This is a genomic window from Mycolicibacterium xanthum, from assembly GCF_019710635.1.
GTDB lineage: Bacteria > Actinomycetota > Actinomycetes > Mycobacteriales > Mycobacteriaceae > Mycobacterium > Mycobacterium xanthum.
This window is the reverse complement of sequence record NZ_JAIFZS010000013.1, coordinates 162,564-186,468: the sequence shown is the minus strand read 5'-3', so window position 1 is coordinate 186,468 and position 23,905 is coordinate 162,564. Positions and strand designations below refer to the sequence as shown.

Here is a 23,905-nt window from a genome sequence, read left to right as displayed (position 1 = left end):
CCCGGGCCAGCCTAACGGCGGGTGGGCAGGGGCCGGATCACTTGTTCGAGCGGCGCTCCCGGTAGGCCGCGACGTGCTGGCGGTTGGCGCAGTTGCCGGTGTCACAGAACTTGCCGGAGCGGTTGCGGGACAGGTCGACCAGCACCGCGTCGCAGTCGGGGGCCGCGCAGATCTTGAGCCGGCGCAGCTCGCCGGCGCGGATCAGGTCGGCCAAGGCCATCGCCATCTCGGCCCCCATCCGCTGCCACAGCGGGTCGTGGATCGAGGCGAGGTGCAGGTGCCATTCCGGCATCTCCGGGTGGCGGGTCAGCCACGGCGAGGCACGCATGTCGCTCAGCAGCGCGTTGACCTGTCCGACCGCTCGGGGCTCGTCCTCGGCGGCCTCCCAGATCCGGCCCAGCCGCTCCCGCAGCTGGTGCACGCCGGCCAGCTCGGCCGCGTCGTGGTCCCGTCGCCCGGTCCAGCCGAAGTGGTCCAGGTACTCGTCGAGCGCAGCGAGGTCACCGAGCTGCTCGCCGTCGACCCGGTTGCTGTTGATCAGGACACTCGCGGCGCGCAACGTGAGCTCAGTGTCATGACTGAAAAGCATTTGACTCATGACCCCCTCTCCGGCTAGTGTCATGACCAACAGACATTTTACTCCTTACAACGACACGTCAACCCGACCGGCTGGAGGTGGACCCATGGTTACCAGGAACACGCATACCCCGACCCTGCGGGCCAGGGTCGAGCCGTCGCAGCAGTTCAAGCTGGGTCTACTCTTCGCGATCGGCTCGGCGTTCGCCTTCGGTTCGTCCGGACCGTTCGCAAAGGCCCTGATGGAGGCCGGGTGGAGCCCGACCGCAGCGGTCACCGCCCGGCTGGCGGGCGGCGCGGTGGCGATGGCCCTGTTCGCCTCGATCGCACGGCCCGGCTGGCTCGCCGAGGCGCGCGCACACGCCAAGACGGTGGTGCTCTACGGCCTGGTGCCGATCGCCGGCGCCCAGCTGTTCTACTACAACGCCGTCGCGCATCTGTCGGTCGGCGTCGCGCTGCTGCTCGAGTACACCGCCCCGATCCTGGTGGTGGGCTGGCTGTGGGCGACGACCCGCCGGCGGCCCACCAACCTGACGCTCGGCGGGGTCGCGCTTGCGGTCGCGGGCATCATGCTGGTGCTCGGCGTCGTCGGCCCGCACGGCCTGGCGGCCACGAACATCAACCTGGTCGGCGTCGGCTGGGGCCTGGCCGCGGCGGTGTGTGCGGCGTGTTACTTCCTCTGGTCGGACACCTCGACCACACACGGCGAGGACGGTGCGGCGCCGCTGCACCCGATCACCCTGGCCGCGGGCGGCCTGGTCGTCGGCGCCGCCGGAGTGGCCGCCCTGGGCATGACCGGGCTGATGCCGCTGACCTTCACCACCCACGACACCGTGGTGGCCGGGATGACGACCTCGTGGATCGTGCCGGTCATCGCGCTGGCCCTGTTCCCCACGGCCATCGCCTACACGCTCGGCATCGTCGGAGTCGCCAAGCTGCGGCCGCGGTTCGCATCGCTCGTCGGCCTGTCCGAGGTGATGTTCGCCGTCCTGGCCGCCTGGATCCTGCTCGGTGAGGCGATGACCGCCGCCCAGGCCGTCGGCGGCGCGATCGTGCTGGTGGGGCTCGCGTTGGCCCGTCAGGGCGACCGCAGCGAGGAACACGGCGGGCAGGCGCCGGTCTCCTGGCCGGACGTCCCGATCGCCGAGCTGTCCCGATAACGGGCGACCGGCAGGCCGGCTGGCTACCATCGACGGCGTGACGCGCGATCTTGAATCCCGCCCGGTACGCCTGATCCCCCGGATGCTGTCCACGGTGGCGGCGGCGATCTTCGCCGCCGCCACCGTGCTCACCGGCCCCGCCGCCCCGGTCGCGCAGGCCCAGGGCTGCCCGGACATCGAGGTCATCTTCGCCCGCGGCACCGACGACACCCCCGGTCTCGGCCGGGTCGGCGACGCGTTCGTCAACTCGCTGCGCGGCAAGGTCGGCGGGCGCTCGGTCGGCGCGTACGCGGTCAACTATCCGGCCAGCTTCGACTTCCTGGCCGCCGCGGGTGGCGCCAACGACGCCAGCGCGCGCGTCCAGTACATGATGGCCAACTGCCCGGACACCCGACTGGTGCTCGGCGGCTTCTCCCAGGGCGCCGCGGTGATCGACATCGTCTCCGCGGTGCCGTTCCCGGCGGTCGGGTTCAACAACCCGCTGCCGCCGAACGCCCCCGATTTCGTCTCCGCGATCGCCGTGTTCGGCAACCCGACCACCAAGCTGGGGGTGCCGCTGACCGCCAGCTCGGTCTGGGGTTCACGGGCCATCGACCTGTGCACCGCCGGGGACCCGGTGTGCTCGGACGGGGACGATATCCCGGCCCACAGCAACTACGTCCCGTCCGGCCTGGCGAACCAGGCCGCAGGATTCGTTGCCGGTCTCCTATGAGAAGGCTGTGCGCTACGGTGTCTTGTGCCTTTTGATCGACTCTGCCGCCGGATCACGGTGGCTCTCGCCGCCGCGGCCGTCCCGGTGGCTGCCCTCGTCGCCCCGTTTCCGACCGCCGCCGCGCAGGGATGCCCCGACGTCGAGGTGGTGTTCGCCCGTGGGACCAGTGAGCCGGCCGGCGTCGGGCGGGTCGGGCTGGCGCTGGCCGATGCGCTGCGCTCGCACCTCGGTGGACTGTCCGTCGGGACCTACGGCGTCAACTACCCGGCGAGCTACGACTTCCTCAACGCCGCCAGCGGCGCAGACGACGCCGCCGGCCACATCGCGATGATGGCTCAGCAGTGCCCGGGCACCCGCATCGTGCTCGGCGGCTATTCCCAGGGCGCGGCCGTGGTCGACATGCTGGCCGGGGTACCGCCGCTGGGCAACAAGATCGGCGATATCGGCTCGGCTCCCCCGCTGGCCGCGGGCCTCAACGGCAACATCGCCGCCGTCGCGGTGTTCGGCAACCCGGCGACGAAGTTCGGCAACCCGGTGTCGGGGCGGGGCGCGTTCGCCGGCAAGGCGATCGACCTGTGCGCCGACGGCGACCCGATCTGCTCGGACGGCCGGAACCCGTTCGCCCATACGAACTACGAATCGTCTCCGTTCATCGGCCAGGCCGCCGGCTTCGCGGCCGGACGGGTCTGATCGGCTGCCCGCCGGCCTCGCAGCCGGAACGGTCCGAGTAGCTGCCCGCTTTCGCCTGCGCCGTTAGTATCGGCTGGGTGAGCGCTGAGCGCGGCCGGCGGCACCGGCCACTGGCGATGGCGGGGGCGCTGCTGCTCGCGCTGGCCGCCGCCCTGGCCCCCGCGCTGCTGCCGCACGGTGCGCAGGCCCTGCTGCCGACGGCGTCGGCGGCGTGTCCCGAGGTGGAGTTGATCTTCGCGCGCGGGCGCGTCGAACCCGCAGGCGCGGGACAGATAGGCAACGCGCTGGTCAGCGCGGTCCGGCAGCGGACCGGCAAGAACGTCGCGCTGTACGCGGTGAACTATCCCGCCGATATCGAGGTCGACCAGGGCGCCAACGACATGAGCAACCGGATCAAGTACATGGTCGGCAACTGCCCCGACACCCGGCTGGTCCTGGGCGGCTACTCGCTGGGTGCGGCCGTCACCGACGTGGTGCTCGCCGTGCCGATCGCGGCCTTCGGCTTCAAGAACCCGCTGCCCACCGGTGCCGACCAGCACATCGCCGCAGTCGCGCTGTTCGGCAACGGGAGCCAGTGGGTCGGACCGATCGCGTCGTTCACCAACCCGGCGATCCGCGACCGGATCATCGAGCTGTGCCACGGGGACGACCCGATCTGCAATCCCACCGCGCCGGAGAACTGGCAGGACTACTGGCCCGCCCACCTGGCACCCGCGTACATCGGCGCCGGGATGGTCAACCAGGCCGCCGACTTCATCGCGGGCCGGCTCTGACCCGTCTCGGCCCTCCGCCCGGTGTCGCAGCGGGTTGACTTGGCGTTGTTCGGGTTTGGACTGCAGAGATGTGCGTGCTGAGTCGGGGGGCCCGGAATTGTCGGACCTGGCTGTGCCGTTTCAGCCACACCGGCCACCGCGCCCGGTATCAGCCGATCTCGTCGGCGGTGCGCAGATCGCGGGTGACGGCGTTGCGCGCCGACAATCCCGCATCCGGCGGGTAGTCCACCCCGACCAACGTCAACCCCCGCGCGGGCGCGGCGGCGAAGTCGCTGGACCGCCTGGACGCGGTGAGCAGCGCAATACACCAGTCGGGATCCCGGCGACCCTCCCCGACCGCGAGCAGCGCGCCGACCAGGGAACGCACCATGTTCCAGCAGAATGCGTCGGCGCTGACGTGGACGGTGATCCGGTCCCCGTCGCCCACCACGTCGAGGCGCTGCAGCTGGCGGATCGTGGTCGCCCCCGCGCGCGGACGACAGAAGGCGGCGAAGTCGTGCAGCCCCAGTAGTCCGGTAGCCGCTGCGGCCATCGCGTCGACGTCGAGCCGACGGGGCCAGGCGGTCACGAACCGGGCCTCGCGGGGTTCGACCCCATAGGGCGCGGTGGACAGCGCATAGACGTAGTGGCGGCGCAGCGCAGAGAAACGCGCATCGAAACCCGGTGGTGCGCGGTCGATCCCGACGATTCGGACATCCTCGGCCAGCATCCGGCCCAGCCGTCGCACCAGCGCTGCGAACTCGGCCTCGCCGGCCCGCACGGTCCGCGGGTAGGCATGGTGCAGTGCGGCGTCGGGGATGTCGACGTGGGCCACCTGGCCGCTGGCGTGCACACCGGAGTCGGTACGCCCGGCAGCGCGCACCTGCACCGGTAGGCGGAACACGGTCGACAGCGCGTCGTCGATGACGCCGGCGACGGTGCGCTGCCCCGCCTGGGTGGCCCAACCGGCGAAATCGGTGCCGTCGTAGGCGATGTCGAGCCGCAGGCGAACCCCCGCACGCGAGGAGGACAAAAGATCACCCGCACGCGAGGAGGACAAATGAACAAGCCCGCCACCGGAATCGATGGCGGGCTCATCCATGGGTCGACTGCTACTTGTCGTCAGCCTTGGCATCCTCGACCGGGGCGTCTTCGGCAGGGGTCTCGGCCTCGTCGGCAACCTCGGCTTCAGCGGTGTGGGCGTCGGCTGTCTGCTCCTCGGCCAAGGCCTCGTCGGCGATGGCCTCGTCCTCGACCACGGCATCGGCGACCGGGGTCTCCTCGGCCGGGGCCTCCTCGACGACGGGGGCGGGCTTGGCCTGCGAGGCCGCCGCGCCGGACTTGACGTCGCCGCCGGAGCGGCTCCGGCGGGCCCTCTCCGCCTCCGAGGTCACGGTCTTCTCCCGCACCAGCTCGATGACCGCCATCGGGGCGTTGTCGCCCTTTCGGTTCTCGACCTTGATGATGCGGGTGTAGCCGCCGTTGCGGTCGGAGTAGAACGGTCCGATCTCGGCGAACAGGATGTGCACGACGTCCTTGTCGCGGATCTTCTTCATCACCTCACGCCGATTGTGCAGCGTGCCCTTCTTGGCGTGGGTGATCAGCTTCTCCGCGTACGGCCGCAGCGCCCGGGCCTTCGGCTCGGTGGTCTTGATACGGCCGTGCTCGAAGAGCGACGTGGCCAGGTTGGCCAGCAGCGCCTTCTGGTGCGAGGACGACCCGCCGAGGCGAGGGCCCTTGGTGGGCTTGGGCATTGCGACTATCTCCTAAGTGGGGCCGGCCCCCGTATCAGGTAGGACCGGGACGGCTTGAAGCTGTTGGGTTAGAGCTGTTCGGTTTCGGCGTAGTCCTGGTCGTTGTCCAGGTCGTAGCCGGCGTCACTGTTCCAGGTGCCGGTGGCGACGTCGTAGCCGGCGACCTCGGACGGATCGAAGCTGGCCGGGCTGTCCTTGAGCGCAAGACCCAGCTGATGCAGCTTGATCTTCACCTCGTCGATGGACTTCTGGCCGAAGTTACGGATGTCCAGCAGGTCGGACTCCGTGCGGGCGACGAGCTCGCCCACCGTGTGCACACCCTCGCGCTTGAGGCAGTTGTACGACCGCACCGTCAGGTCCAGGTCGTCGATCGGCAGCGCGAAGTGCGCGGCCTGGTCGGCCTCGGCGGGCGACGGACCGATCTCGATGCCTTCGGCCTCGAGGTTGAGTTCGTGTGCCAGACCGAACAATTCGACCAGCGTCTTGCCGGCCGAGGCGAGCGCGTCGCGCGGGGTGATCGAGTTCTTGGTCTCGACGTCGAGGATCAGCTTGTCGAAGTCGGTGCGCTGCTCGACGCGGGTGGCCTCCACCTTGTAGGTCACCTTGAGCACCGGCGAGTAGATGGAATCGACCGGGATGCGGCCGATCTCGGCGCCGGAGGCCTTGTTCTGCACGGCGGGCACGTAGCCACGGCCGCGCTCGACGACCAGCTCGACCTCGAGCTTGCCCTTGTCGTTCAGCGTCGCGATGTGCATGTCCGGGTTGTGCACGGTGACCCCGGCCGGCGGGACGATGTCGCCCGCGGTGACCTCACCGGGACCCTGCTTGCGCAGGTACATCGTGACCGGCTCGTCCTCCTCGGACGACACCACGAGACCCTTGAGGTTCAGGATGATGTCGGTGACATCCTCCTTGACCCCGGGAACGGTGGTGAACTCGTGCAGCACACCGTCGATGCGGATGCTGGTGACGGCCGCGCCGGGGATCGACGACAGCAGCGTACGCCGCAACGAGTTGCCCAGGGTGTAGCCGAAACCGGGCTCCAGCGGCTCGATGACGAACTGGGAACGGTTCTCGGCCTTGACGTCTTCGGTCAGGGCGGGGCGCTGAGAAATCAGCATGGGTGTTTCTTTCTCCTTCTCGGCAACCGCTATTTGATGCCGTTAGGTGATCCACGGGTCGGGTGACCCGGGGATGCGTTACTTCGAGTAGAGCTCGACGATCAGCTGCTCGGTGAGCGGGACGTCGATCTGCGCGCGCTCGGGCAGCTGGTGCACGAGGATGCGCTGACGCTCGCCGACAACCTGCAGCCACGCCGGGATCGGGCGCTCACCGGCGGTCTGGCGGGAGACCTCGAACGGCAGCGTGTTGATCGACTTGTCCTTGATGTCGATGATGTCGTACTGCGCCACCCGGTAGCTGGGGACGTCGACCTTCACACCGTTGACGGTGAAGTGGCCGTGGCTGACCAGCTGACGCGCCATCCGGCGGGTGCGGGCCAGGCCCGCGCGGTACACGACGTTGTCCAGCCGGCTCTCGAGGATGCGCAGCAGGTTGTCACCGGTCTTGCCCGGCTGACGGACCGCCTCGTCGTAGTAACGACGGAACTGCTTCTCCATCACGCCGTAGGTGAAGCGGGCCTTCTGCTTCTCCTGCAGCTGCTGGCGGTACTCGCTCTCCTTGATCCGCGCGCGACCGTGCTGGCCGGGCGGGTAGGGGCGCTTCTCGAACGACTGGTCACCACCGACGAGGTCGACGCCGAGGCGGCGCGACTTGCGGGTGACGGGTCCGGTGTAACGAGCCATGGTTCTTTGTCCCTACTTCCTAGACCCGGCGCCGCTTGGGCGGACGGCAGCCGTTGTGCGGCTGCGGGGTGACGTCGGAGATGGCGCCGACCTCGAGGCCGGCGGCCTGCAGTGAGCGGATCGCGGTCTCGCGGCCCGAGCCCGGGCCCTTGACGAAGACGTCGACCTTCTTCACGCCGTGCTCCTGCGCCTTGCGGGCGGCGTTCTCGGCGGCCAGCTGCGCGGCGAACGGGGTCGACTTACGCGACCCCTTGAAGCCGACGTGACCCGACGAGGCCCAGGCGATGACATTGCCCTGCGGATCGGTGATCGACACGATCGTGTTGTTGAACGTGCTCTTGATGTGAGCGGCGCCGTGGGGAACGTTCTTCTTCTCCCGACGACGGGTCTTCTGCCCGCGCTTGGGGGCGGCAGCCTTTTTTGCTGGTGCCATGAGGGGTTACCTGGCCTTCTTCTTGCCGGCGATGGTGCGCTTGGGGCCCTTACGGGTGCGCGCGTTGGTCTTGGTCCGCTGGCCGCGCACCGGAAGGCCACGGCGGTGCCGCAGGCCCTGGTAGCAGCCGATCTCGATCTTGCGGCGGATGTCCGCCTGCACCTCGCGGCGCAGATCACCCTCCACCTTGAGGTTGCCCTCGATGTAGTCGCGCAGCTGCGTCACCTGATCGTCGGTCAGGTCCTTGGTGCGCAGATCCCGGCCGATGCCGGTGGCCTCCAGGATCTCCTGGGACCGGGTACGGCCGATGCCGTAGATGTAGGTCAAAGCGATCTCCATGCGCTTGTCGCGCGGGAGGTCGACGCCCATAAGACGGGCCATGTGTGCCATTCCTCGTGTTCTGCGGAGGTCTGATCCCAGTCCGTTCCCGCTGATGGGGTCCGGCCTCCGTACCGGACGTGCTGAACGGCGTATCCGTTCAGTGGAACTGGGAGGTCTGCATTCAGTTGTGGGTACTGCTTCGGTACTGCTCGGGTGGTGCTAGCCCTGCCGCTGCTTGTGGCGGGGATCAGAGCAGATCACCATGACCCGCCCATGCCGGCGGATCACCCTGCACTTGTCGCAGATGGGCTTGACGCTCGGGTTCACCTTCACGGCTTGCTTGATCCTTCTGTGTACTCAGGCTGGTGGGGATGTGTGTCTACTTGTAGCGGTACACGATGCGGCCGCGGGACAGGTCGTAGGGCGAGAGCTCCACCACGACGCGGTCCTCGGGGAGGATGCGGATGTAGTGCTGCCGCATCTTTCCGCTGATGTGGGCGAGGACCTTGTGTCCGTTCTCCAGCTCAATGCGGAACATCGCATTGGGCAGGGGCTCGACTACGCGACCCTCAACCTCGATGGCACCGTCTTTCTTGGCCATACTGTTCGGCGATCCTTGCTTTCGTTTCGTGTCGGCTTGCTGGCCTGCTCGGCGCAGCCTTCGTTCCGACTTGAAAACGTGGGCCGGATCTTCGGAATTCCCGGAACTCCTGACAGGGCACGCAAGAAGTCGGCGCGGAAGCCGCACCGTTGGTTTACGATACCCCCTCCGAGGCCAGGCTCCAAAAATCGGCCGAACGCACGGGGCAGCTTGCGAAGGCCTTGCGAAGGCTTCGGCACCACACCGACGAGGCGCGGTCAGCCACCATCGTCGGACTGGTGACGCCGGTAGGCCTCGACGGCGGTCGGCAGCGTCGCGAAGATGCGGTCCGGACCGATCTTGTCGAGCAGGTCCGCCGCCGCCAGCGCGTCCCGCAGATCCTGTTTCACCCTGGCCATCGCGAACACTATTCCGCGGCGCTGACACTCCACCCGCAGTTGCTCCAACGCGCTCAGCGCGGTCAGATCGACCTCGACGTTGGACTCCGCATTGAGCACGAACCAGTGCACCGGTGGCGCAGACTGGTCCACCGCGGCCAGCGCGCGGCGACGGAAGTCGGCCGCGTTGGCGAAGAACAACGGAGCGTCGTAGCGGTAGACCAGGAGTCCCGGGATCACCGCCGCCTCGGGATAGTCGTCGACGTCGTGCATCCCCGCCAACCCGGGCACCAGGCCCTGCACGCTGTCGTGCGCGTGCGCCAGGCGGCGCAGCAGGTCGGCAACCGACAGCCCGATCGCCACGACGACGCCGTAGAGCACGCCGAACGCGATCACCGCCACCGTCGTCGCCAGCGCGATCAACAACTCGCTGCGGCGAAACTGCGCCAGCCGGCGGAACTCGGCGACATCCACCAGCTTCGTGGCCGCGAAGACGACCAGCGCTCCCAGCGCGGCGGACGGAATGGCGGCCATGACGTTGCCCCCGACCAGCAGTGCGCCGGTCACGACCACGAACACCACCAGCGAGTACATCTGGGTGCGCGCCCCGGCGGCATGAGCCAGCGCCGTGCGGCTGCCACTCGAGCTGATCGGGAAGCCGCGGAACACGCCGGCGACCAGATTGCACACCCCCAGGGCGCGCAGCTCGGCATGGGGGTCGATCTCCGCACCGGTTCGCGCCGCGAACGCCCGCGCGGTCAGCACGTTGTCCGAGAACGCGACGACGGCGATGCCGAGCGCGGGCACCGCGAGGTCGCGGACCGCCTCACCCGACACCGCCGGCCAGACCGGAGCCGGGAACCCGGAGGGTATCGCGCCGACGACCGCGATGCCGTTGCGCGACAGCGCGAACACCGCGACCAGGGCCGTGGCGACCAGCACGCCGATCAGCGGACCCGGCAGGCGGGGCGCCCACCGATCGATCGCGAAGATCAACACCAGCACCGACACACCAAGGGTCACCGTGGGCCAGTGCAACTGGTGGATCTCGGCGAAGAAGGACCTCAGCTGCGCGGTCACCGACTCACCCGACACCGAGACACCGGCCAGCCGGCCCAGCTGGCTGGCCACCATCATCACCGCGATCCCGGCCATATAGCCCGCCAGCACCGGGCGCGACAGCAGATTGGCCAGGAATCCCAGCCGCAGCAACCCGGCGACGACGCAGACGACCCCGACGAGAAGCGCCAGCGTCGCGGCATACCGCGCCGAGTCCGCGGCGCCGACCGTGGATGCCAGCACGACCGCGGTCATCAACGCCGTGGTCGACTCGGGGCCGATCGACAGTTGGCGCGACGATCCCAGGAACGCATAGATCACCAGCGGGGGCAGCGCCGCCCACAGGCCGGTCACCGGCGGCAGCCCGGCCAGGGTCGCGTAGGCCAGGGCCTGGGGCACCAGGTAGGCCGCGACGGTCAGGCCACCCAGGACGTCGCCCCGCCACGCCGCGCGCGGATAGCCGCGGAAGTTGGCCAACCCCGGCAGCGCGTCCGTCACCCGCGTGGCGGCGACCATGGCCCTCCTCGGCGTCCGGCTGTCCAACCCGGGTTCGACGCTAGGCCATCGGCGGTTCGCCGGGCAGGGGCCGTTGGACCCTGCCCGCGGATGACGAATGCCTCCAGTGCCCGCAACCCCCTCGATCTATCCTCGACTCATCTCCGCCACCACAGCGGATCGTCGCTTCGAGGAGTTCATCATGACGTCACATCGAGGGATCGTGGTCGGGATCGACGGTTCGCCGGAGGCCGAGTTGGCCGTCGAGTGGGCAGCGCGGGAAGCGGTCCTGCACGAAGTTCCGCTCACGCTGGCCTACATCCGGCCGGACGCGCGGGCCCGCACCTGGTACGAAGTCTCCGTTTCCGACGATCTGGAACAGGCCGCCGAGCAGCACGGGCGCGAGATCCTGCAGCAGGCGACGATGGCCGCCGAGCAGGCGGCCGCCAATGTGGGACCGCTGACCGTCGGTGAGCACGTCGCCGAGGGCAACCCCGTGGCGAGCATGGTCGACCTGTCCAAGGACGCTCAACTGCTCGTCGTGGGCAGTCGTGGGCTCGGCAGAGTGGGCCGCGCGCTGCTCGGTTCGGTCAGCGCCGGACTCGTCCACCACGCCCACTGTCCGGTCGCGGTGATCCACCCGCAGGCGGATCCGGAGATGCAGTCCGAGCAGGCCCCCGTCGTGGTGGGCATCGACGGGTCGTCCGCCTCGGAGACCGCGGTCGCGATCGCCTTCGACGAGGCTTCCAGGCGCGGGGTGGGTCTGGTTGCGGTGCACGCGTGGAGCGATCCGACGGTGTATGCGTTCCCCAACGAAGAGTGGATGACGTTCCGTCCCCGCGCCGAGGAGTTGCTGGCCGAGCGGCTGGCCGGCTGGCAGGAGCGCTATCCCGACGTGGAAGTGCAGCGGGTGGTGGTGCGCGACCGTCCCGCCCATCAGCTGCTCGAACAGGCGGAGTCCGCGCAGTTGGTCGTCGTCGGAAGCCACGGCCGCGGCGGTTTCGCCGGCATGCTCGTCGGGTCCGTCGGCGCCGCGGTCGCCCAGTCGGCCCGCACCCCGGTGATCGTCGCGCGCTCATCCTGACCCGGGTTCCCCGGCACGATTAGGGGCCAAAGACCCCGTCCCGAGTCGTCTTGTGGGCCTAGCGCCGGCAATGTCGAGCCGAGACACTGGAACGGTGAACGCAGCTACGGTCCTGGTGCTGATCATCGCCTGGGGACTGATCGGCCTGCTGTCGGGGGTGTGGATGGCACGCCGCGGCTACGACCCGCTCTGGATTCTGCTCGCCGTGCCCCTGGGCCCACTGTTCTTCCCCATCGCGGTAGAGCGGGTCCGGCGACGCCCCGGATTCGCCGGACCTGCACCGGCGTCCGGCACTCCGCCGCCGGATGCCGGACCACGTGTCCTGATCGGCCTCGACGGTTCGCCGGAGTCCGAGCAGACGCTGGCGACCGCGCTGCGGATGCTCGGATCGCAGTGCAGCCTGCTGGTACTGGCCGAAGTGGTGCACTACGAGGCGGCCGAGGACACCGACCGGGTCGAGATGGACGCGGCCGCGCGGCGACTCCGGGCGGCAGCGGCCCCGGTGGACATCACGGGTCCGGTCCGCACCGAGGTGCTCGTCGGCGCGCCGGGATCCGCCCTGCGTGAGTTCGCCGAGCGGGAGGGCATCGACATCCTGGTCGTCGGCCGCCGCGGCCGCGGCCTGTCCCGCCACCTGCTGGGAAGCGTCTCGAACGATCTGGTCACACACTCGACGGTTCCGGTGCTCGTCGTCGAGCCGCCCCACCCGGTGCGGTGATGGCGGTGCCGGACACGGTAGCGCCGGGCTCCCACCACGGTCTGGCCGCTCACGAAGTGGTCCTGCTGTTGCAGACCGACCCGCATCTCGGGCTGTCCGGCGAGGTCGCCGCGCAACGGTTGGAGCAGTTCGGGCCGAACACCCTGCCCGCACCCCGGGGTTCCGGCCTGCTCATCCGGATCCTGCGGCAGTTCCACCATCCCCTGATCTACGTGCTGCTGGTGGCCGGCGCGGTGACCGCGGCGCTGGGCGAGTACGTCGATTCCACGGTCATCTTCGCGGTCGTCGTGGTCAACGCGATCATCGGATTCGTCCAGGAGACGAAGGCCGAGACCGCCCTGCAGAGCCTGCGTGCCATGGTCAGCACCCAGGCCAGGGTGGTCCGTGACGGCCGGGAGCGCACGGTCGCCTCCGATCAACTGGTACCGGGCGATCTCGTCCTGGTCGACGCCGGGGACAAGGTGCCCGCCGACATCCGGCTTCTGCGGGAGAGCGAACTGCGCGTCGACGAGTCCACGCTGACCGGCGAGTCGGCGCCGGTGGACAAGACCGAGGTGGTGTTGCCGGAGACCACCCCGGTGGCCGATCGCCGCAACATGGTCTACTCGGGCACGCTTGCCACCGCCGGGTCGGCGGCCGGAATCGTGGTGGCCACCGGTTCGGAGACCGAGATCGGCGAGATCCACCGGCTGGTCGGCGCCGCCGAGGCGCTCGACACACCGCTGACCGCGAAACTCGCCGGGTTCAGCAGGATCCTGACGGTCGGCATCCTCGCGCTGGCCGCCGCCACGTTCGCACTCGGCCTGGCGCGCCGGCAGGATGCCGTGGAGACGTTCACCGCGGCCGTCGCGCTGGCCGTGGGCGCCATCCCCGAAGGCCTGCCCGCCGCCGTCACGATCACGCTGGCCATCGGGGTCTCCCGGATGGCCAGGCGCCGCGCGGTCATCCGCCGGTTGCCCGCCGTCGAAACGCTGGGCGGGACCACGGTGATCTGCGCCGACAAGACGGGCACACTGACCGAGAACCAGATGACCGTGCGCAAGATCTGGGCGGGCGGGCAGATGGTGGCGGCCACCGGCTCCGGCTACACCCCCACCGGCGAACTGGTCACCGGCGCCGGCGAGACCGTCGCCGCCGACGCCGACGAGGCGTTGTACTGGACCCTGGTCGCCGGCGCGGCCTGCAACGACGCGGCGCTGGCGCACGACGGGCAGCGCTGGCACATCGCCGGGGACCCGACCGAGGCCGCCATGCTCGTCGTCGCCGCGAAGGCCGGCCTGCCCGCCGATGTGCTCGCCGGCGAGTTCCCCCGCATCGCGACGATTCCGTTCAGCTCCGAACGCCAGTACATGGCCACCCTGCACCGGCTCGGACCGCACCGCCACGTCGTACTGGTCAAGGGCGCGGTCGAGCGGATGCTCGACCTGTGCGCCGGGCAGGTGGGCCCCGACGGCACGCTGCAGCCGCTCGACCGGCCCGCGGTGGCGGCAGCGGCCGAAGCGCTTGCCGCCGAGGGGCTTCGGGTGCTGGCGTGCGGGGTGTCGGCGTCGGCGCAACCGTCCGGGTTCTCCGACGACGAGCTGGCGGGGACGATCGCGTTCACCGGCCTGCAGGCCATGCTGGATCCGCCGCGGGAGGCGGCGATGCGGGCCGTGGCCGCCTGTCATTCGGCCGGTATCGCGGTGAAGATGATCACCGGCGACCACCAGGGCACCGCCAGTGCGATCGCCTCGTCGGTGGGGGTCCTCGACCACGTGGAACCGGGAAAGCGAACGGTGTTGACCGGCAGCGACCTCGCCGCGCTCGGTGCCGAAGAATTCCCCGACCTGGTCGAGGACGCCAGCGTCTTCGCGCGGGTATCGCCGGAGCAGAAGCTGCGCCTGGTCGAAGCGTTGCAGGCGAAGGGGCATGTGGTCGCGATGACGGGCGACGGCGTCAACGACGCGCCGGCGCTGCGCCAGGCGAGCATCGGTGTCGCGATGGGCCGCGGCGGCACCGAGGTCGCCAAGGACGCGGCGGACATGGTGCTCACCGACGACGACTTCGCCACGATCGAGGCGGCGGTCGAGGAGGGCCGCGGGGTCTTCGACAACCTCACCAAGTTCATCACCTGGACGCTGCCGACCAACATCGGCGAGGGACTGGTGATCCTGGTGGCGATCGCGCTGGGCGCGATGCTGCCGATCCTGCCCACCCAGATCCTGTGGATCAACATGACCACCGCGGTGGCGCTGGGTCTGATGCTGGCCTTCGAACCGAAGGAGGCCGGCATCATGGCCCGGCCTCCCCGCGATCCCGGCGAGCCGCTGCTGACCCGCGCGCTGGTGGGCCGGATTCTGCTGGTGTCCGGTCTGCTGGTCGCCGGATCCTGGTGGCTGTTCGAATGGGAGTTGGCCAACGGCGCCTCGCTGGCCGAGGCGCGCACCGCGGCGCTGAACGTGTTCGTCGTCGTCGAGGCGTTCTACCTGTTCAGTTGCCGGTCGCTGACGCGATCGGCCTGGCGGATCGGCCTTTTCACCAACCGCTGGCTGATCCTCGGTGTCGCCGTGCAGGCCGTCGCGCAGGTCGCGATCACCTATCTGCCCGCGATGAACACGATCTTTCAGACCGCGCCGCTGGGCGCCGACGTCTGGTTGCGCATCTTCGCCATCGCCGTGCTCGCCAGCCTCGTGGTCGCTTCCGAGAAATGGGTGCGGGCACGGCAACGGGCCCGGTCGACGACCGTCACGGACGCCGGGGGCTCAGCCGCACCTCGGTGATGGCGTGCCTGTCCACCGCGGTGACGTCGATGCGGTAGCCGGCGACGTCGACGTGGTCACCCGGGGTCGTCGGGATGCGGCCCAGAATCGACAACACCAGTCCCGCGATGGTCGTGTAGCTCCCCCGGGGAAATCCGGCGGTGTCGACGCCCACGTCCACCAGATCGTGAACGGGGAAGGCGCCCGGCAGGATTCGCGCTCCATCGGGGAGCATCCGGGCCGACCGGATGTCCTCGTCGGCTTCGTCGTAGATCTCGCCGACGATCTCCTCCAGCAGGTCTTCCAGCGTGACGATGCCGCTGACACCGCCCCGTTCGCCGATCACCAGCGCGAACTGTTCGTGTTCGGCGAGCAGCCGATTCAGCGCGGCGGTGACGCGGATGCTGTCGGGCAGGCTCAGCGCCGGGCGGGCGACGTCGGACACGATGCCGTCGTCCCCGAGGAGATCCCGCAGGTGCACCATGCCGATCGCGTCGTCGAGTTCGCCCGCGGTCACCACTGGGGCCCGGGTGTGGCCCGACTCGGCGAGCGCTGTGCGGGCGGCCGGCACCGGCATGTCGCCGTTGAGCCGGAAGACCGCCACTCGCGACACGACGACCTCGCGCAGCGCGCGTTCGTGGATCTCCAGGGCACCGGAGATGATCGTGCGCTGTTCGGCGGTCAGACCGCCGTGGCTGGAGATCAGTTGCCGCAGTTCGTCGAACGTCAGCTCCTCGCGCCCCACGTGGGGGTCTCCGCCCAACAGCCGGACCATCCCGTCGGTGGCCTTGCCCAGCAGCCACACCACCGGGGCGGTGAGCGCCGACAACGCATTGAGCGGGGCGGCGACGATCACCGCCCACCGGCGCGCGTGCTGCATCGCGAGCCGTTTGGGGGCCAGCTCCCCCACCACCAGCGTCGACGCGGTGACGATCACCGTGACGACGGCGATGCTCACCGCCGCCGCGGCGGACCCGAGGAAGTCCAACCGGGCGGTCAGCGGGGCGGCGAGCGTCACCGCGGCGGTCGCCGAGGCGAGGAAACCCGCGAGCGTGATTCCCAGCTGGATCGTCGCCAGGAAACGGTTGGGTTCCCGCGCCAGTCGCACGACGAGCGTGTCGCGGCGCCCGCCCCGGCGCTCCAATTCCCGGATCTGCCCTTCGCGCAGCGAGATGAACGCGGCTTCGCTGCCGGCGAGCAGGCCGTTGACCAGGACGAGGAACACCACCAGCGCGAGATCCAGCCAGTAGCCGTGCACCGGGCGCTACCCGCCGCTCACCGTCGTCCTGGCCACGGCTACGACCCTGCTCGGCCGTCACCGGCAGCGCAAGGGGTCCGTCGCGGCACGTGCCGAGACCTGCGTCTCAGCGGTGCCGGATCGCGGCCTCCACCTCCTCGGCGGGTAGCTCCTTGGTGCAGAAGAACCAGTCCGCGCAGGTGACGCCCTCGTCCTCGCCGGCCATCCGGTCCTTGGCGGTGCCGCAGGAGCCCGCCGGCGGAACGATCACCGGGTCACCGGGACGCCAGTCGGCCGGGGTGGCCACGTCGAAGTGATCGGCGGTCTGCAGGGCCTTGACCACGCGCAGGAGCTCGTCGAAGTTGCGTCCGGTGCTCAGCGGGTAGTAGATGATCGTGCGGATCACGGCCTTCGGGTCGATCACGAACACCGCGCGCACGGCCTTCGTGGAGTCCTCGCCGGGCATGATCATCCCGTACTTCTGCGCGACCTCCATCGAGATGTCCTCGATGAGCGGGAAGGTGACCTCGACGTCACGCATGCCGCGGAACTCGATCTTGTCCTTGATGGTGCGCAGCCAGGCGATGTGGCTGTAGAGGCCGTCGACGGAGAGCCCGACCAGCGCGGTGTTGTAGGCGGCGAACTCCTCCTGCATGGAGGCGAAGGTCATGAACTCGCTGGTGCACACCGGGGTGAAGTCGGCGGGGTGGGAGAACAGGATGACCCACCTGCCGGCGTAGTCGGCCGGGAAGTTGATGTCGCCCTGGGTCGTCGCCGCGGTGAACGACGGCGCGGGATCCCCGATCCGCGGCATCGCGGCGGCGGCTTGGGCTGCGTGGTTTTCGTGGGCTCCGACGGCGGTCATGATGATCCTCTCTCTGCGAACTGTTCACCTCCGACCTTATACCCCCAGGGGTATAAGGTCCAGGGGTGCCGGTGTGGGTCAGGACACCTGTGCGACGCCCCACAGCAGAACCAGTCCGACGACGAAGCTGGTGCTGTAGGCGAGCTTCTGCAGCGCGGCCGGGGAGGTGTTGATCTCGGGCAGCAGATCGGCCAGCGCGATGTAGACGAAGTTGCCCGCGGCGAACGGAATCAGCACCGCGATGTCGATCCGTCCCGCGAACGAGTACGCGAGCACGCCGCCGACCAGGAAGGTCAGCGCCGACACGACGTTGTAGACGAGGGCGCGACGCACCGACCACCCGCTGTGCACGAGGATGCCGAAGTCACCGAGTTCCTGCGGGATCTCATGCGCGGCCGCGACGATCCACGTCACCACCCCGAGCCGGACGTCGACCACGAAGGCGCCGCCCACCGCCAGACCGCCGATGAGATTGTGCAGGCTGTCGGCGACCAGGATCAGATAGCCGAGCGGCCGGTGCTGATCGACCGGACGGTGGCAGTGATGCCAGTGCAGGAACTGCTCGAGGATGTGGAACACGACGATTCCGGCGGCGAACCACACGAACACCTCGAGCGGATCGCCGGTGACCGACAGTGATTCGGGCAGCATGTGGAACAGCGCACCGCCGAGCAGCGCGCCGGATGCCAGTGCCACCAGCGGCATGACGATTCTGGTGAAGAGCCGGTCGGGGATCAGCAGCGCGACGCTGCCCACCAACGCCAACGCGCTCATCGCCAAACCTGCCACGACGATCCAGAACAGCACCGGCATCAACCGACGGTATCGCTACCATGACGGCGGGAGTCGGGCCCAAAGACCCTGACGTCGCCGACCATCGACTCCGGAATCGCGGCGTCGACGCGCGATAGCCTCGCCCACCCGGGCGACGAGGAGGGGAACCATGACCAGCGACATCACCGGGGAACCACCCACCGGCGCGATCATCGTGGGCGTCGACGCCTCGGCGTCGTCCCGAGCCGCCGTCGCCTGGGCGGCCCGCGACGCCGAATTGCGCGGGCTTCCGTTGCGGCTGGTCCATGTGCAGCCGCCGCTGGTGATGTCCTCGTATCCGGTGCCGGACTTCCCGGCCGGCTATGCCCGCGCCGAGGACGAACGGGCCAAGCAGGCCATCGAGCAGGCCTACAAGCTCGCCGTCGGGGCGAGTTCGCCGGATCGCGCGTCGCAGATCAGCACCGAGGTGCATGCCGGACCGATCGCCCCGATGCTCGTCGACATGTCGAAGTCGGCGACCATGGTGGTGGTCGGCTGCCTCGGGGAGAGCGCGGTGACCCGGGCGGTGCTGGGGTCGGTCAGCTCCGGCCTGGTGCACCACGCCCACTGCCCGGTCGCGGTGATCCACGGCGAGGTCGAGCCGTCCCCGCAGGCACCCGTGCTGGTCGGTGTCGACGGTTCTCCGGCCTCGGAGCGGGCCACCGCGATCGCCTTCGACGAGGCGTCGCGCCGCGGCGTCGACCTGGTCGCGCTGCACGCCTGGACCGACATGGGAAAGCTGGAGTTCCCGAAGATCAACTGGGCACCCATCGAATGGCGCAACATCAAGGTCGAGGAAGAGGAAGTGCTCGCCGAGCGGCTGTCCGGCTGGCAGACCCGGTATCCCGACGTCACCGTGCACCGGGTGGTGGTCGCCGACCGCCCGGCACCCAGAATGCTCGAGCATGCCGATTCGGCACAGCTCGTGGTGGTCGGCAGTCACGGCCGCGGCGCCTCGCGCATGCTGTTGGGATCGGTCGGCAGCGCGATCGTGAATTCGGCACAGATACCGGTGATCGTCGCACGCCGGAGTTGACCGGCACGGGCCCTCAGCCGGTCAGTGTGCCCCGCTGATCGGGGGGCTCCCCCTCGCCGGTTTCGGCCACCAGACCGGACTGCACCAGCGCGTCGGTGACGAAGCGCTGCACCGGCCGGGACTGGAAGAAGCCCGCGTGACCACCGTGATACCACTCGATGTTGGGTTCACCCCAGTGTTCCCAGAGCCTTTGGACCTGGTCACGCGGATGCACCACCTGGTCGGCGAGCCCCGCATAGATGAACCGCCCCTGCTCCGGGACCAGCGGCGTCAGCGCCAACGGCGAGATCATCCGGCCGAGCGGGCGGGCCAGGTCGATGGTTTCGCGTCGCGGGTCGTCGCGATGCAGTCCGGAGTGCCGGCCGAGCAGCTCGACGAGATCGGCCACGGGCACGCCCAGAACGGCGCAGGTCAGGTCGTCGTCCAGGCTGGCGACCAGCGCCGCGACGAAGCCGCCCAGCGACAATCCGTACAGGCCGGCGTCCGCGCCGGGCTGCTGCCGGCGGATCCAGCCCAGCAGGCCGCGGACGTCCCACACCGCGTTGGCGGTGGAATGGACGTCGTCGAGAATGTCCTCACCGGGGAACACGGCCCCCTTGGGCAGCCCCTTGGCCCGCGGCCCGTGCATCGGCAGGACCGGCAGCACCACGTTCAAACCCAGCCGTTCATGCAGATACCACGCCCGAAACAGGGCCAGATCGATGGCCGCGCGACCCATCTCGGTGCCGTGGATGCACACCAGCCACGGCCTCGGCTCGCGGTGTCGCAGCAGCAGCCCGTACCCGTGACACACAGAATGGTATCCGAGCCAGCGCTTGCCCCCGGGCGCACCGGGCAGCGGGCGGTAAGCACTGTCCCATCTCAGCCGGAAGTAGGACCTGTTGCGCCGGCGCACGGGTGTGACCTCGACGTTCTTCAGCGGCCCAGGCGCCCGGAAGAAATCCGCCGGGTCGTCCAGAAAGCCACGCTCGCCATAGAAGTCGAGGGCGTCGACCACCTCGGTGTGGATTCGTTCGAAGGCCTGCGGTTCGCTGACCGGACGGCGCACCCGCAGACCGAGCAGCACCACCTCGTCGCGCAGCGCCTCGGCGGCCAGCGCGACCGTGGGGCGGGCGATCGGCATCTGCGCGGGCCCGTCGTCGAGGTAGTCCCGCCACGACCGCGCGTAGTACCGCCCGGCCCGGGTCAACGGCCGCATCACCGTGCGCAGATGCTCCGCCCCGGGCACACGCCCCGTCACGGGTTTGCGTGTCTGCGGATCCGGCTCCTCGGATTCGGGAACGTCCACGACACCGACGCTAGCGGCACCGTCGCCGGTTCCGCAGGAGACCTTGGTCACCGGTGCACCCGCAACAGACATCGCGCGATGTCAGAACCACCGGCGACGGCGCGGCGCCGCTCCACCGGTATCCCCACTCGGCGGACAGGTGCACCGCTGCCCCTGCGGGACGTTGCGCATCACCTCGTCGACGTGCTGCCCACATCCCTGCCACGTGGTCTTTCCGCATACCGGGCAGACGGCCGTGTAACACATGAGATTCCTCCTGATCGGGTTGGTGTGAAAGTGCTAGCTGTGCGCGGCGGCCTTGCGCTCCGCGATCTTGGCGCGCACCCGGTCCATGTCCAGGCCCTTGACCTGGCCGATGAGGTCCTCCAGAGCGGCGGGCGGCATCGCGCCGGGCTGGCTGTAGACCAGCACACCGTCGCGGAACGCCATCACCGTCGGGATGGACTGGATGCCGACGATCGCGGCGAGTTGCTGCTCGGCCTCGGTGTCCACCTTCGCGTGCACCACGTCCGGGTGCGCGGCGGCGGAACGCTCGTAGGTCGGGGCGAACGCACGGCACGGGCCACACCACGACGCCCAGAAGTCCACCAGGACGATCGGGTTGTCGGTGATGGTGGCCTCGAAGTCCGCCAGGGTCAGGTTGGTGGTCATGTCCGGTCCTTTCGACGTCGTCTTCGACGGGGGCCTTCGAGTCGGGTGCGCCCGCGGAGCTACGCCAATTCTCTGTATACCCCTACGGGTATGTCAAGTACCGGGTGGGGTATTTTCATTCCCTAGTTGACAATACCCCTTGGGGTATGTATTCATAGATGAAGACACATACCCCCCGGGGTTTCACGAGAGGATCTGTTTCATGACCGCACCGATGCCCGCCAAGATCGACTCGGCCGATCTGAACCAACTGCTGCGCTCCTCGTCGGCACCGCGCGTGCTCGATGTCCGGACGCCCGGCGAGTTCGAGACGGTGCACATGCCCGGTTCCTACAACGTGCCGCTCGACCTGCTCAACGAGCACCGCGACGAGATCCTGTCCCACGTCGACCAGGACGTGGTACTGGTGTGCCGCTCGGGCCAGCGCGCCACGCAGGCCGAGGAGACGCTGCGCCGGGCCGGGGTGACCAACGTGCACATCCTCGACGGCGGCATCACCGCCTGGCAGGCCAAGGGCTTCAACGTCAACCAGGGCGCCCAGCGCTGGGATCTGGAACGCCAGGTCCGGCTCGTCGCCGGTCTCATCGTCTTCATCAGCGTGCTGGCCAGCATCTTCGTGCCGGGCCTGAAGTGGGTGGCGTTCGCCGTCGGCGCCGGCCTGACCTTCGCCGCGGTGAGCAACACCTGCGCGATGGGCATGCTGCTGGCGAAGCTGCCGTACAACCGCGGCGCCAGCTGCAACCTGCAGACCGTCGTGGCCAAGTTGGTGGACGCGAAATGAGCGCCATGATCGTGCTGACGGTCGCGCTGGCCGTCCTCGTCGGCGTGTCGCTGGGCCTGCTCGGCGGCGGCGGATCGATCCTGACCGTGCCGTTGCTGGCCTACGTGGCCGGCATGGACGCCAAGCAGGCGATCGCCACCTCGCTGCTGGTGGTCGGCGCGACCAGCGCGGTGGGAGCGATCTCGCACGCCCGCGCCGGCCGGGTGCAATGGCGCACCGGGCTGGTGTTCGGGGTGGCCGGCATGACCGGCGCCTACGCAGGCGGCCTGCTGGCCCATTGGATCCCGGGTTCGGTGCTGCTCATCGGTTTCGCGGTGATCATGATCGCGACCGCGGTGGCCATGCTGCGCGGCCGCAAGAACGTCGACCCCGACGCGGCCCCGAAGTCGCTGCCCGTCGGAAAGGTGATCCTGGAGGGCCTGGTCGTCGGCCTGGTCACCGGCCTGGTGGGCGCGGGCGGCGGATTCCTGGTGGTGCCCGCACTGGCGCTGCTCGGCGGGCTGCCGATGCCGATCGCGGTCGGTACCTCGCTGGTGGTCATCGCGATGAAGTCGTTCGCCGGGCTGGCGGGCTACCTGTCCAGCGTGCAGATCGACTGGGGCGTGGCCGCCGCGGTCACCGCCGCCGCGCTGGTGGGCGCGCTGCTGGGCGCCCGGCTGACCTCCGTGGTCAACCCGGACTCGCTGCGCAAGGCCTTCGGCTGGTTCGTGCTGGTGATGTCCACGGTCATCCTCTGGCAGGAAGTCCATCTGCTGGTCGGGATCGCCGCCGCGGTCATCGTGGCCTTCGCCGGGGTGGTGACCTTCCTCTGCGGCCGCAACGAGAGTTGCCCGCTGCGCCGGAAGGCCCAGCCGCCCGCGGAGAGCGTGCCGACGAGCTGAGCGGTAGATATACCCCCATGGGTACCATGGGGGTATATCTCGGAAAGGAGATACGACCATGTCGGAAGACGACGACGCCCGCACCGCGGTGCTGAACCGGTTGCGCCGCGCGCAGGGTCAGCTCGCCGGGGTCATCTCGATGATCGAACAGGGCCGCGAGTGCCGCGACGTGGTCACCCAGCTCGCTGCGGTGTCGCGGGCCCTGGACCGGGCCGGCTTCAAGATCGTCGCCACCAACCTGCGTGAGTGCGTGAACGGTGACGGCGGCGCGAAGAAGATGGACGAGACCGAACTGGAGAAGCTCTTCCTCGCACTCGCGTAATGAGCCGGGCGAAGGGGACGCGCTGAGCGCATGACATCGAATCGCCGGCCGGTGACCTGTCAGCAGGCACCGGGCGGCGCGGGGGGTGGATGTCGGGCGCTCAGCGCTCCGGCGTATTCCGGGCAGTGGGCGAACATCGGGTCGGTGTTGTCGGGCACCGTGTTCGCCGGCGTCAAGCCGGGTGACAGAGGTCGGACAGCCCCAGTAGATCGGCCCACCGGGCAGCCACCTCATCGCGGTGGTCGAACCGCCCGGCATCCCCACTCGCCAGCTCGACCAGCGCCCTGCTCAGCGCACTCACGCCGATGCCGGTATCTCGAGCGGCCTGGGCCAGTTCACTGAACGCCGCTTTCCGCGAGCAGTGACGCCTGCCCACCAGTACCCCGACGGCGACGTCCAGGTCGGTTCGGGTGACCGCATTCCTCAGCATGTATTCCTCCGGTTGTCGTTTCTCGTCTCGCGCCGAAGCGCTGCGGGGCGCAGGGCCCGTCAGCCCGAGGACAGCGCCGCGTGAGCTTGGACGTACTCGATGAGGTCGTTCAGCGTGCGCAGCTTCTGGTAGTCGGCTTCGGGGATGTCGACGTTGAGGCGCTTGTGGATTCCCAACAGGACGTTCAGCCAGTCCATCGAGTCCAGATCCACCTGGTCGCGCAGCAGGACCTCGTCGCGGATGTCCTGCGGGTCGACCTCGGGGGCGATCGCCGTGAGCGCCGACAGGATCTCGTCACGAATGTCGTTTCGCGTCATCATGGCACC

General features: G+C 69.4%; 29 protein-coding genes. 11 read left to right on the top strand and 18 right to left on the bottom strand.

Annotation, left to right across the window (positions count from 1 at the left end):
* Positions 1-37: 37 nt before the first annotated feature.
* Positions 38-589: a CGNR zinc finger domain-containing protein gene (locus tag JDV09_RS08645; protein WP_221368722.1), complete on the bottom strand. Its 552-nt coding sequence runs from the start codon at positions 587-589 to the stop codon at positions 38-40.
* 94 nt (positions 590-683) lie between these two features.
* On the opposite strand from JDV09_RS08645, the gene JDV09_RS08640 reads away from it, so the two are divergent.
* The 4 genes from JDV09_RS08640 (at position 684) to JDV09_RS08625 (ending at position 3,911) form a co-directional block, all read left to right on the top strand.
* Positions 684-1,736 carry an EamA family transporter gene (locus JDV09_RS08640; RefSeq protein ID WP_221368691.1) on the top strand — a complete coding sequence of 351 codons (1,053 nt, stop codon included), beginning with the start codon at positions 684-686 and terminating at the stop codon, positions 1,734-1,736.
* Positions 1,737-1,818: 82 nt separating this feature from the next.
* Positions 1,819-2,448 (top strand): cutinase family protein, encoded by a 630-nt coding sequence (locus tag JDV09_RS08635; protein WP_221368721.1) that lies wholly within the window; start codon positions 1,819-1,821, stop codon positions 2,446-2,448.
* A 24-nt stretch (positions 2,449-2,472) separates the two neighbouring features.
* Positions 2,473-3,138 carry a cutinase family protein gene (locus JDV09_RS08630; RefSeq protein ID WP_221368690.1) on the top strand — a complete coding sequence of 222 codons (666 nt, stop codon included), beginning with the start codon at positions 2,473-2,475 and terminating at the stop codon, positions 3,136-3,138.
* A gap of 116 nt (positions 3,139-3,254) precedes the next feature.
* On the top strand, positions 3,255-3,911 hold the full coding sequence (locus JDV09_RS08625; protein ID WP_221368720.1) for a cutinase family protein: 657 nt from the start codon (positions 3,255-3,257) through the stop codon (positions 3,909-3,911).
* Positions 3,912-4,059: 148 nt separating this feature from the next.
* Here the strand turns inward: JDV09_RS08625 and truA are convergent, their stop codons facing one another.
* The 9 genes from truA to JDV09_RS08580 all read right to left on the bottom strand — a co-directional run bounded on the left by truA (position 4,060) and on the right by JDV09_RS08580 (position 10,756).
* A complete protein-coding gene (truA, locus tag JDV09_RS08620; RefSeq protein ID WP_221368689.1) occupies positions 4,060-4,992 on the bottom strand; it encodes a tRNA pseudouridine(38-40) synthase TruA in 933 nt (310 codons plus the stop codon).
* A gap of 10 nt (positions 4,993-5,002) precedes the next feature.
* Entirely contained in the window at positions 5,003-5,644 is a 642-nt protein-coding gene (rplQ, locus tag JDV09_RS08615) for a 50S ribosomal protein L17 (protein ID WP_221368688.1), read from the bottom strand.
* Between the two features lie 68 nt (positions 5,645-5,712).
* Positions 5,713-6,765 (bottom strand): DNA-directed RNA polymerase subunit alpha, encoded by a 1,053-nt coding sequence (locus tag JDV09_RS08610; protein WP_221368687.1) that lies wholly within the window; start codon positions 6,763-6,765, stop codon positions 5,713-5,715.
* Positions 6,766-6,843: 78 nt separating this feature from the next.
* Positions 6,844-7,449, bottom strand: a complete 606-nt coding sequence (gene rpsD, locus JDV09_RS08605) for a 30S ribosomal protein S4 (RefSeq protein ID WP_221368686.1) — start codon at positions 7,447-7,449, stop codon at positions 6,844-6,846.
* Between the two features lie 19 nt (positions 7,450-7,468).
* On the bottom strand, positions 7,469-7,882 hold the full coding sequence (gene rpsK / locus JDV09_RS08600) for a 30S ribosomal protein S11 (RefSeq protein WP_221368685.1): 414 nt from the start codon (positions 7,880-7,882) through the stop codon (positions 7,469-7,471).
* Positions 7,883-7,888: 6 nt separating this feature from the next.
* On the bottom strand, positions 7,889-8,263 hold the full coding sequence (gene rpsM / locus JDV09_RS08595) for a 30S ribosomal protein S13 (RefSeq protein WP_221368684.1): 375 nt from the start codon (positions 8,261-8,263) through the stop codon (positions 7,889-7,891).
* Positions 8,264-8,422: 159 nt separating this feature from the next.
* A complete protein-coding gene (rpmJ, locus tag JDV09_RS08590) occupies positions 8,423-8,536 on the bottom strand; it encodes a 50S ribosomal protein L36 (RefSeq protein WP_003879483.1) in 114 nt (37 codons plus the stop codon).
* A 46-nt stretch (positions 8,537-8,582) separates the two neighbouring features.
* A complete protein-coding gene (gene infA, locus JDV09_RS08585; RefSeq protein ID WP_003418601.1) occupies positions 8,583-8,804 on the bottom strand; it encodes a translation initiation factor IF-1 in 222 nt (73 codons plus the stop codon).
* A gap of 257 nt (positions 8,805-9,061) precedes the next feature.
* Entirely contained in the window at positions 9,062-10,756 is a 1,695-nt protein-coding gene (locus tag JDV09_RS08580) for a SulP family inorganic anion transporter (RefSeq protein WP_221368683.1), read from the bottom strand.
* Positions 10,757-10,937: 181 nt separating this feature from the next.
* Between JDV09_RS08580 and JDV09_RS08575 the strand changes: the two genes are divergently transcribed.
* The 3 genes from JDV09_RS08575 to JDV09_RS08565 all read left to right on the top strand — a co-directional run bounded on the left by JDV09_RS08575 (position 10,938) and on the right by JDV09_RS08565 (position 15,296).
* Entirely contained in the window at positions 10,938-11,819 is an 882-nt protein-coding gene (locus JDV09_RS08575) for a universal stress protein (protein WP_221368682.1), read from the top strand.
* A 94-nt stretch (positions 11,820-11,913) separates the two neighbouring features.
* Positions 11,914-12,537 (top strand): universal stress protein, encoded by a 624-nt coding sequence (locus JDV09_RS08570; protein WP_308124059.1) that lies wholly within the window; start codon positions 11,914-11,916, stop codon positions 12,535-12,537.
* Positions 12,537-15,296, top strand: coding sequence for a cation-transporting P-type ATPase (locus tag JDV09_RS08565; protein WP_221368680.1), 2,760 nt, complete (start codon positions 12,537-12,539; stop codon positions 15,294-15,296). The genes JDV09_RS08570 and JDV09_RS08565 overlap by 1 nt, the downstream gene beginning before the upstream one ends.
* On the opposite strand, the gene JDV09_RS08560 is transcribed toward JDV09_RS08565, so the two are convergent.
* The 3 genes from JDV09_RS08560 to JDV09_RS08550 all read right to left on the bottom strand — a co-directional run bounded on the left by JDV09_RS08560 (position 15,262) and on the right by JDV09_RS08550 (position 18,190).
* On the bottom strand, positions 15,262-16,533 hold the full coding sequence (locus JDV09_RS08560) for a hemolysin family protein (RefSeq protein ID WP_221368679.1): 1,272 nt from the start codon (positions 16,531-16,533) through the stop codon (positions 15,262-15,264). The two genes, JDV09_RS08565 and JDV09_RS08560, sit on opposite strands and share 35 nt — an antisense overlap.
* A 106-nt stretch (positions 16,534-16,639) precedes the next feature.
* Entirely contained in the window at positions 16,640-17,326 is a 687-nt protein-coding gene (locus JDV09_RS08555) for a peroxiredoxin (RefSeq protein ID WP_221368719.1), read from the bottom strand.
* Positions 17,327-17,455: 129 nt separating this feature from the next.
* Positions 17,456-18,190, bottom strand: coding sequence for a ZIP family metal transporter (locus JDV09_RS08550; RefSeq protein WP_255605027.1), 735 nt, complete (start codon positions 18,188-18,190; stop codon positions 17,456-17,458).
* A gap of 130 nt (positions 18,191-18,320) precedes the next feature.
* Here JDV09_RS08550 and JDV09_RS08545 point away from each other — a divergent pair, with 130 nt between their 5' ends.
* Positions 18,321-19,226, top strand: coding sequence for a universal stress protein (locus JDV09_RS08545; protein ID WP_221368678.1), 906 nt, complete (start codon positions 18,321-18,323; stop codon positions 19,224-19,226).
* 13 nt (positions 19,227-19,239) lie between these two features.
* Here JDV09_RS08545 and JDV09_RS08540 read toward each other — a convergent pair whose 3' ends face one another.
* The 3 genes from JDV09_RS08540 to trxA form a co-directional block, all read right to left on the bottom strand.
* Positions 19,240-20,424, bottom strand: a complete 1,185-nt coding sequence (locus JDV09_RS08540; RefSeq protein WP_221368717.1) for an alpha/beta hydrolase family protein — start codon at positions 20,422-20,424, stop codon at positions 19,240-19,242.
* A 171-nt stretch (positions 20,425-20,595) separates the two neighbouring features.
* Positions 20,596-20,760 (bottom strand): DUF8730 family Cys-rich protein, encoded by a 165-nt coding sequence (locus JDV09_RS27685; protein ID WP_504740348.1) that lies wholly within the window; start codon positions 20,758-20,760, stop codon positions 20,596-20,598.
* 33 nt (positions 20,761-20,793) lie between these two features.
* Positions 20,794-21,165 carry a thioredoxin gene (gene trxA / locus JDV09_RS08535; protein WP_221368677.1) on the bottom strand — a complete coding sequence of 124 codons (372 nt, stop codon included), beginning with the start codon at positions 21,163-21,165 and terminating at the stop codon, positions 20,794-20,796.
* Positions 21,166-21,367: 202 nt separating this feature from the next.
* On the opposite strand from trxA, the gene JDV09_RS08530 reads away from it, so the two are divergent.
* From JDV09_RS08530 to JDV09_RS08520, 3 genes are read left to right on the top strand one after another with little or no spacing between them, the layout of a single operon-like run.
* Positions 21,368-21,946 carry a rhodanese-like domain-containing protein gene (locus JDV09_RS08530; RefSeq protein ID WP_221368676.1) on the top strand — a complete coding sequence of 193 codons (579 nt, stop codon included), beginning with the start codon at positions 21,368-21,370 and terminating at the stop codon, positions 21,944-21,946.
* A 5-nt stretch (positions 21,947-21,951) separates the two neighbouring features.
* Positions 21,952-22,827 carry a sulfite exporter TauE/SafE family protein gene (locus JDV09_RS08525; protein ID WP_221368716.1) on the top strand — a complete coding sequence of 292 codons (876 nt, stop codon included), beginning with the start codon at positions 21,952-21,954 and terminating at the stop codon, positions 22,825-22,827.
* A gap of 58 nt (positions 22,828-22,885) precedes the next feature.
* Positions 22,886-23,149 carry a metal-sensitive transcriptional regulator gene (locus JDV09_RS08520; protein WP_221368675.1) on the top strand — a complete coding sequence of 88 codons (264 nt, stop codon included), beginning with the start codon at positions 22,886-22,888 and terminating at the stop codon, positions 23,147-23,149.
* Positions 23,150-23,321: 172 nt separating this feature from the next.
* Here the strand turns inward: JDV09_RS08520 and JDV09_RS08515 are convergent, their stop codons facing one another.
* Complete coding sequence (locus JDV09_RS08515; RefSeq protein WP_221368674.1) at positions 23,322-23,579, bottom strand: ANTAR domain-containing protein; 258 nt, start codon at positions 23,577-23,579, stop codon at positions 23,322-23,324.
* Between the two features lie 59 nt (positions 23,580-23,638).
* Positions 23,639-23,899, bottom strand: coding sequence for an acyl carrier protein (locus JDV09_RS08510; protein ID WP_221368673.1), 261 nt, complete (start codon positions 23,897-23,899; stop codon positions 23,639-23,641).
* Positions 23,900-23,905 lie beyond the last annotated feature (6 nt).

Coding starts and splice junctions, on each gene's coding strand:
- JDV09_RS08555 (WP_221368719.1), bottom strand. CDS start 17,326: ATGCCGCGGATCGGGGATCCCGCGCCGTCGTTCACCGCGGCGACGACC.
- JDV09_RS08545 (WP_221368678.1), top strand. CDS start 18,321: ATGACCAGCGACATCACCGGGGAACCACCCACCGGCGCGATCATCGTG.
- JDV09_RS08645 (WP_221368722.1), bottom strand. CDS start 589: ATGCTTTTCAGTCATGACACTGAGCTCACGTTGCGCGCCGCGAGTGTC.
- JDV09_RS08520 (WP_221368675.1), top strand. CDS start 22,886: ATGTCGGAAGACGACGACGCCCGCACCGCGGTGCTGAACCGGTTGCGC.
- JDV09_RS08525 (WP_221368716.1), top strand. CDS start 21,952: ATGATCGTGCTGACGGTCGCGCTGGCCGTCCTCGTCGGCGTGTCGCTG.
- JDV09_RS08635 (WP_221368721.1), top strand. CDS start 1,819: ATGCTGTCCACGGTGGCGGCGGCGATCTTCGCCGCCGCCACCGTGCTC.
- JDV09_RS08565 (WP_221368680.1), top strand. CDS start 12,537: ATGGCGGTGCCGGACACGGTAGCGCCGGGCTCCCACCACGGTCTGGCC.
- JDV09_RS08625 (WP_221368720.1), top strand. CDS start 3,255: ATGGCGGGGGCGCTGCTGCTCGCGCTGGCCGCCGCCCTGGCCCCCGCG.
- JDV09_RS08640 (WP_221368691.1), top strand. CDS start 684: ATGGTTACCAGGAACACGCATACCCCGACCCTGCGGGCCAGGGTCGAG.
- rpsM (WP_221368684.1), bottom strand. CDS start 8,263: ATGGCCCGTCTTATGGGCGTCGACCTCCCGCGCGACAAGCGCATGGAG.
- trxA (WP_221368677.1), bottom strand. CDS start 21,165: ATGACCACCAACCTGACCCTGGCGGACTTCGAGGCCACCATCACCGAC.
- rpsK (WP_221368685.1), bottom strand. CDS start 7,882: ATGGCACCAGCAAAAAAGGCTGCCGCCCCCAAGCGCGGGCAGAAGACC.
- JDV09_RS08550 (WP_255605027.1), bottom strand. CDS start 18,190: ATGCCGGTGCTGTTCTGGATCGTCGTGGCAGGTTTGGCGATGAGCGCG.
- JDV09_RS08610 (WP_221368687.1), bottom strand. CDS start 6,765: ATGCTGATTTCTCAGCGCCCCGCCCTGACCGAAGACGTCAAGGCCGAG.
- JDV09_RS08510 (WP_221368673.1), bottom strand. CDS start 23,899: ATGATGACGCGAAACGACATTCGTGACGAGATCCTGTCGGCGCTCACG.
- infA (WP_003418601.1), bottom strand. CDS start 8,804: ATGGCCAAGAAAGACGGTGCCATCGAGGTTGAGGGTCGCGTAGTCGAG.
- rplQ (WP_221368688.1), bottom strand. CDS start 5,644: ATGCCCAAGCCCACCAAGGGCCCTCGCCTCGGCGGGTCGTCCTCGCAC.
- JDV09_RS08515 (WP_221368674.1), bottom strand. CDS start 23,579: ATGCTGAGGAATGCGGTCACCCGAACCGACCTGGACGTCGCCGTCGGG.
- rpsD (WP_221368686.1), bottom strand. CDS start 7,449: ATGGCTCGTTACACCGGACCCGTCACCCGCAAGTCGCGCCGCCTCGGC.
- JDV09_RS08580 (WP_221368683.1), bottom strand. CDS start 10,756: ATGGTCGCCGCCACGCGGGTGACGGACGCGCTGCCGGGGTTGGCCAAC.
- truA (WP_221368689.1), bottom strand. CDS start 4,992: ATGGATGAGCCCGCCATCGATTCCGGTGGCGGGCTTGTTCATTTGTCC.
- JDV09_RS08530 (WP_221368676.1), top strand. CDS start 21,368: ATGACCGCACCGATGCCCGCCAAGATCGACTCGGCCGATCTGAACCAA.
- JDV09_RS08540 (WP_221368717.1), bottom strand. CDS start 20,424: ATGCGGCCGTTGACCCGGGCCGGGCGGTACTACGCGCGGTCGTGGCGG.
- JDV09_RS08575 (WP_221368682.1), top strand. CDS start 10,938: ATGACGTCACATCGAGGGATCGTGGTCGGGATCGACGGTTCGCCGGAG.
- JDV09_RS27685 (WP_504740348.1), bottom strand. CDS start 20,760: ATGTGTTACACGGCCGTCTGCCCGGTATGCGGAAAGACCACGTGGCAG.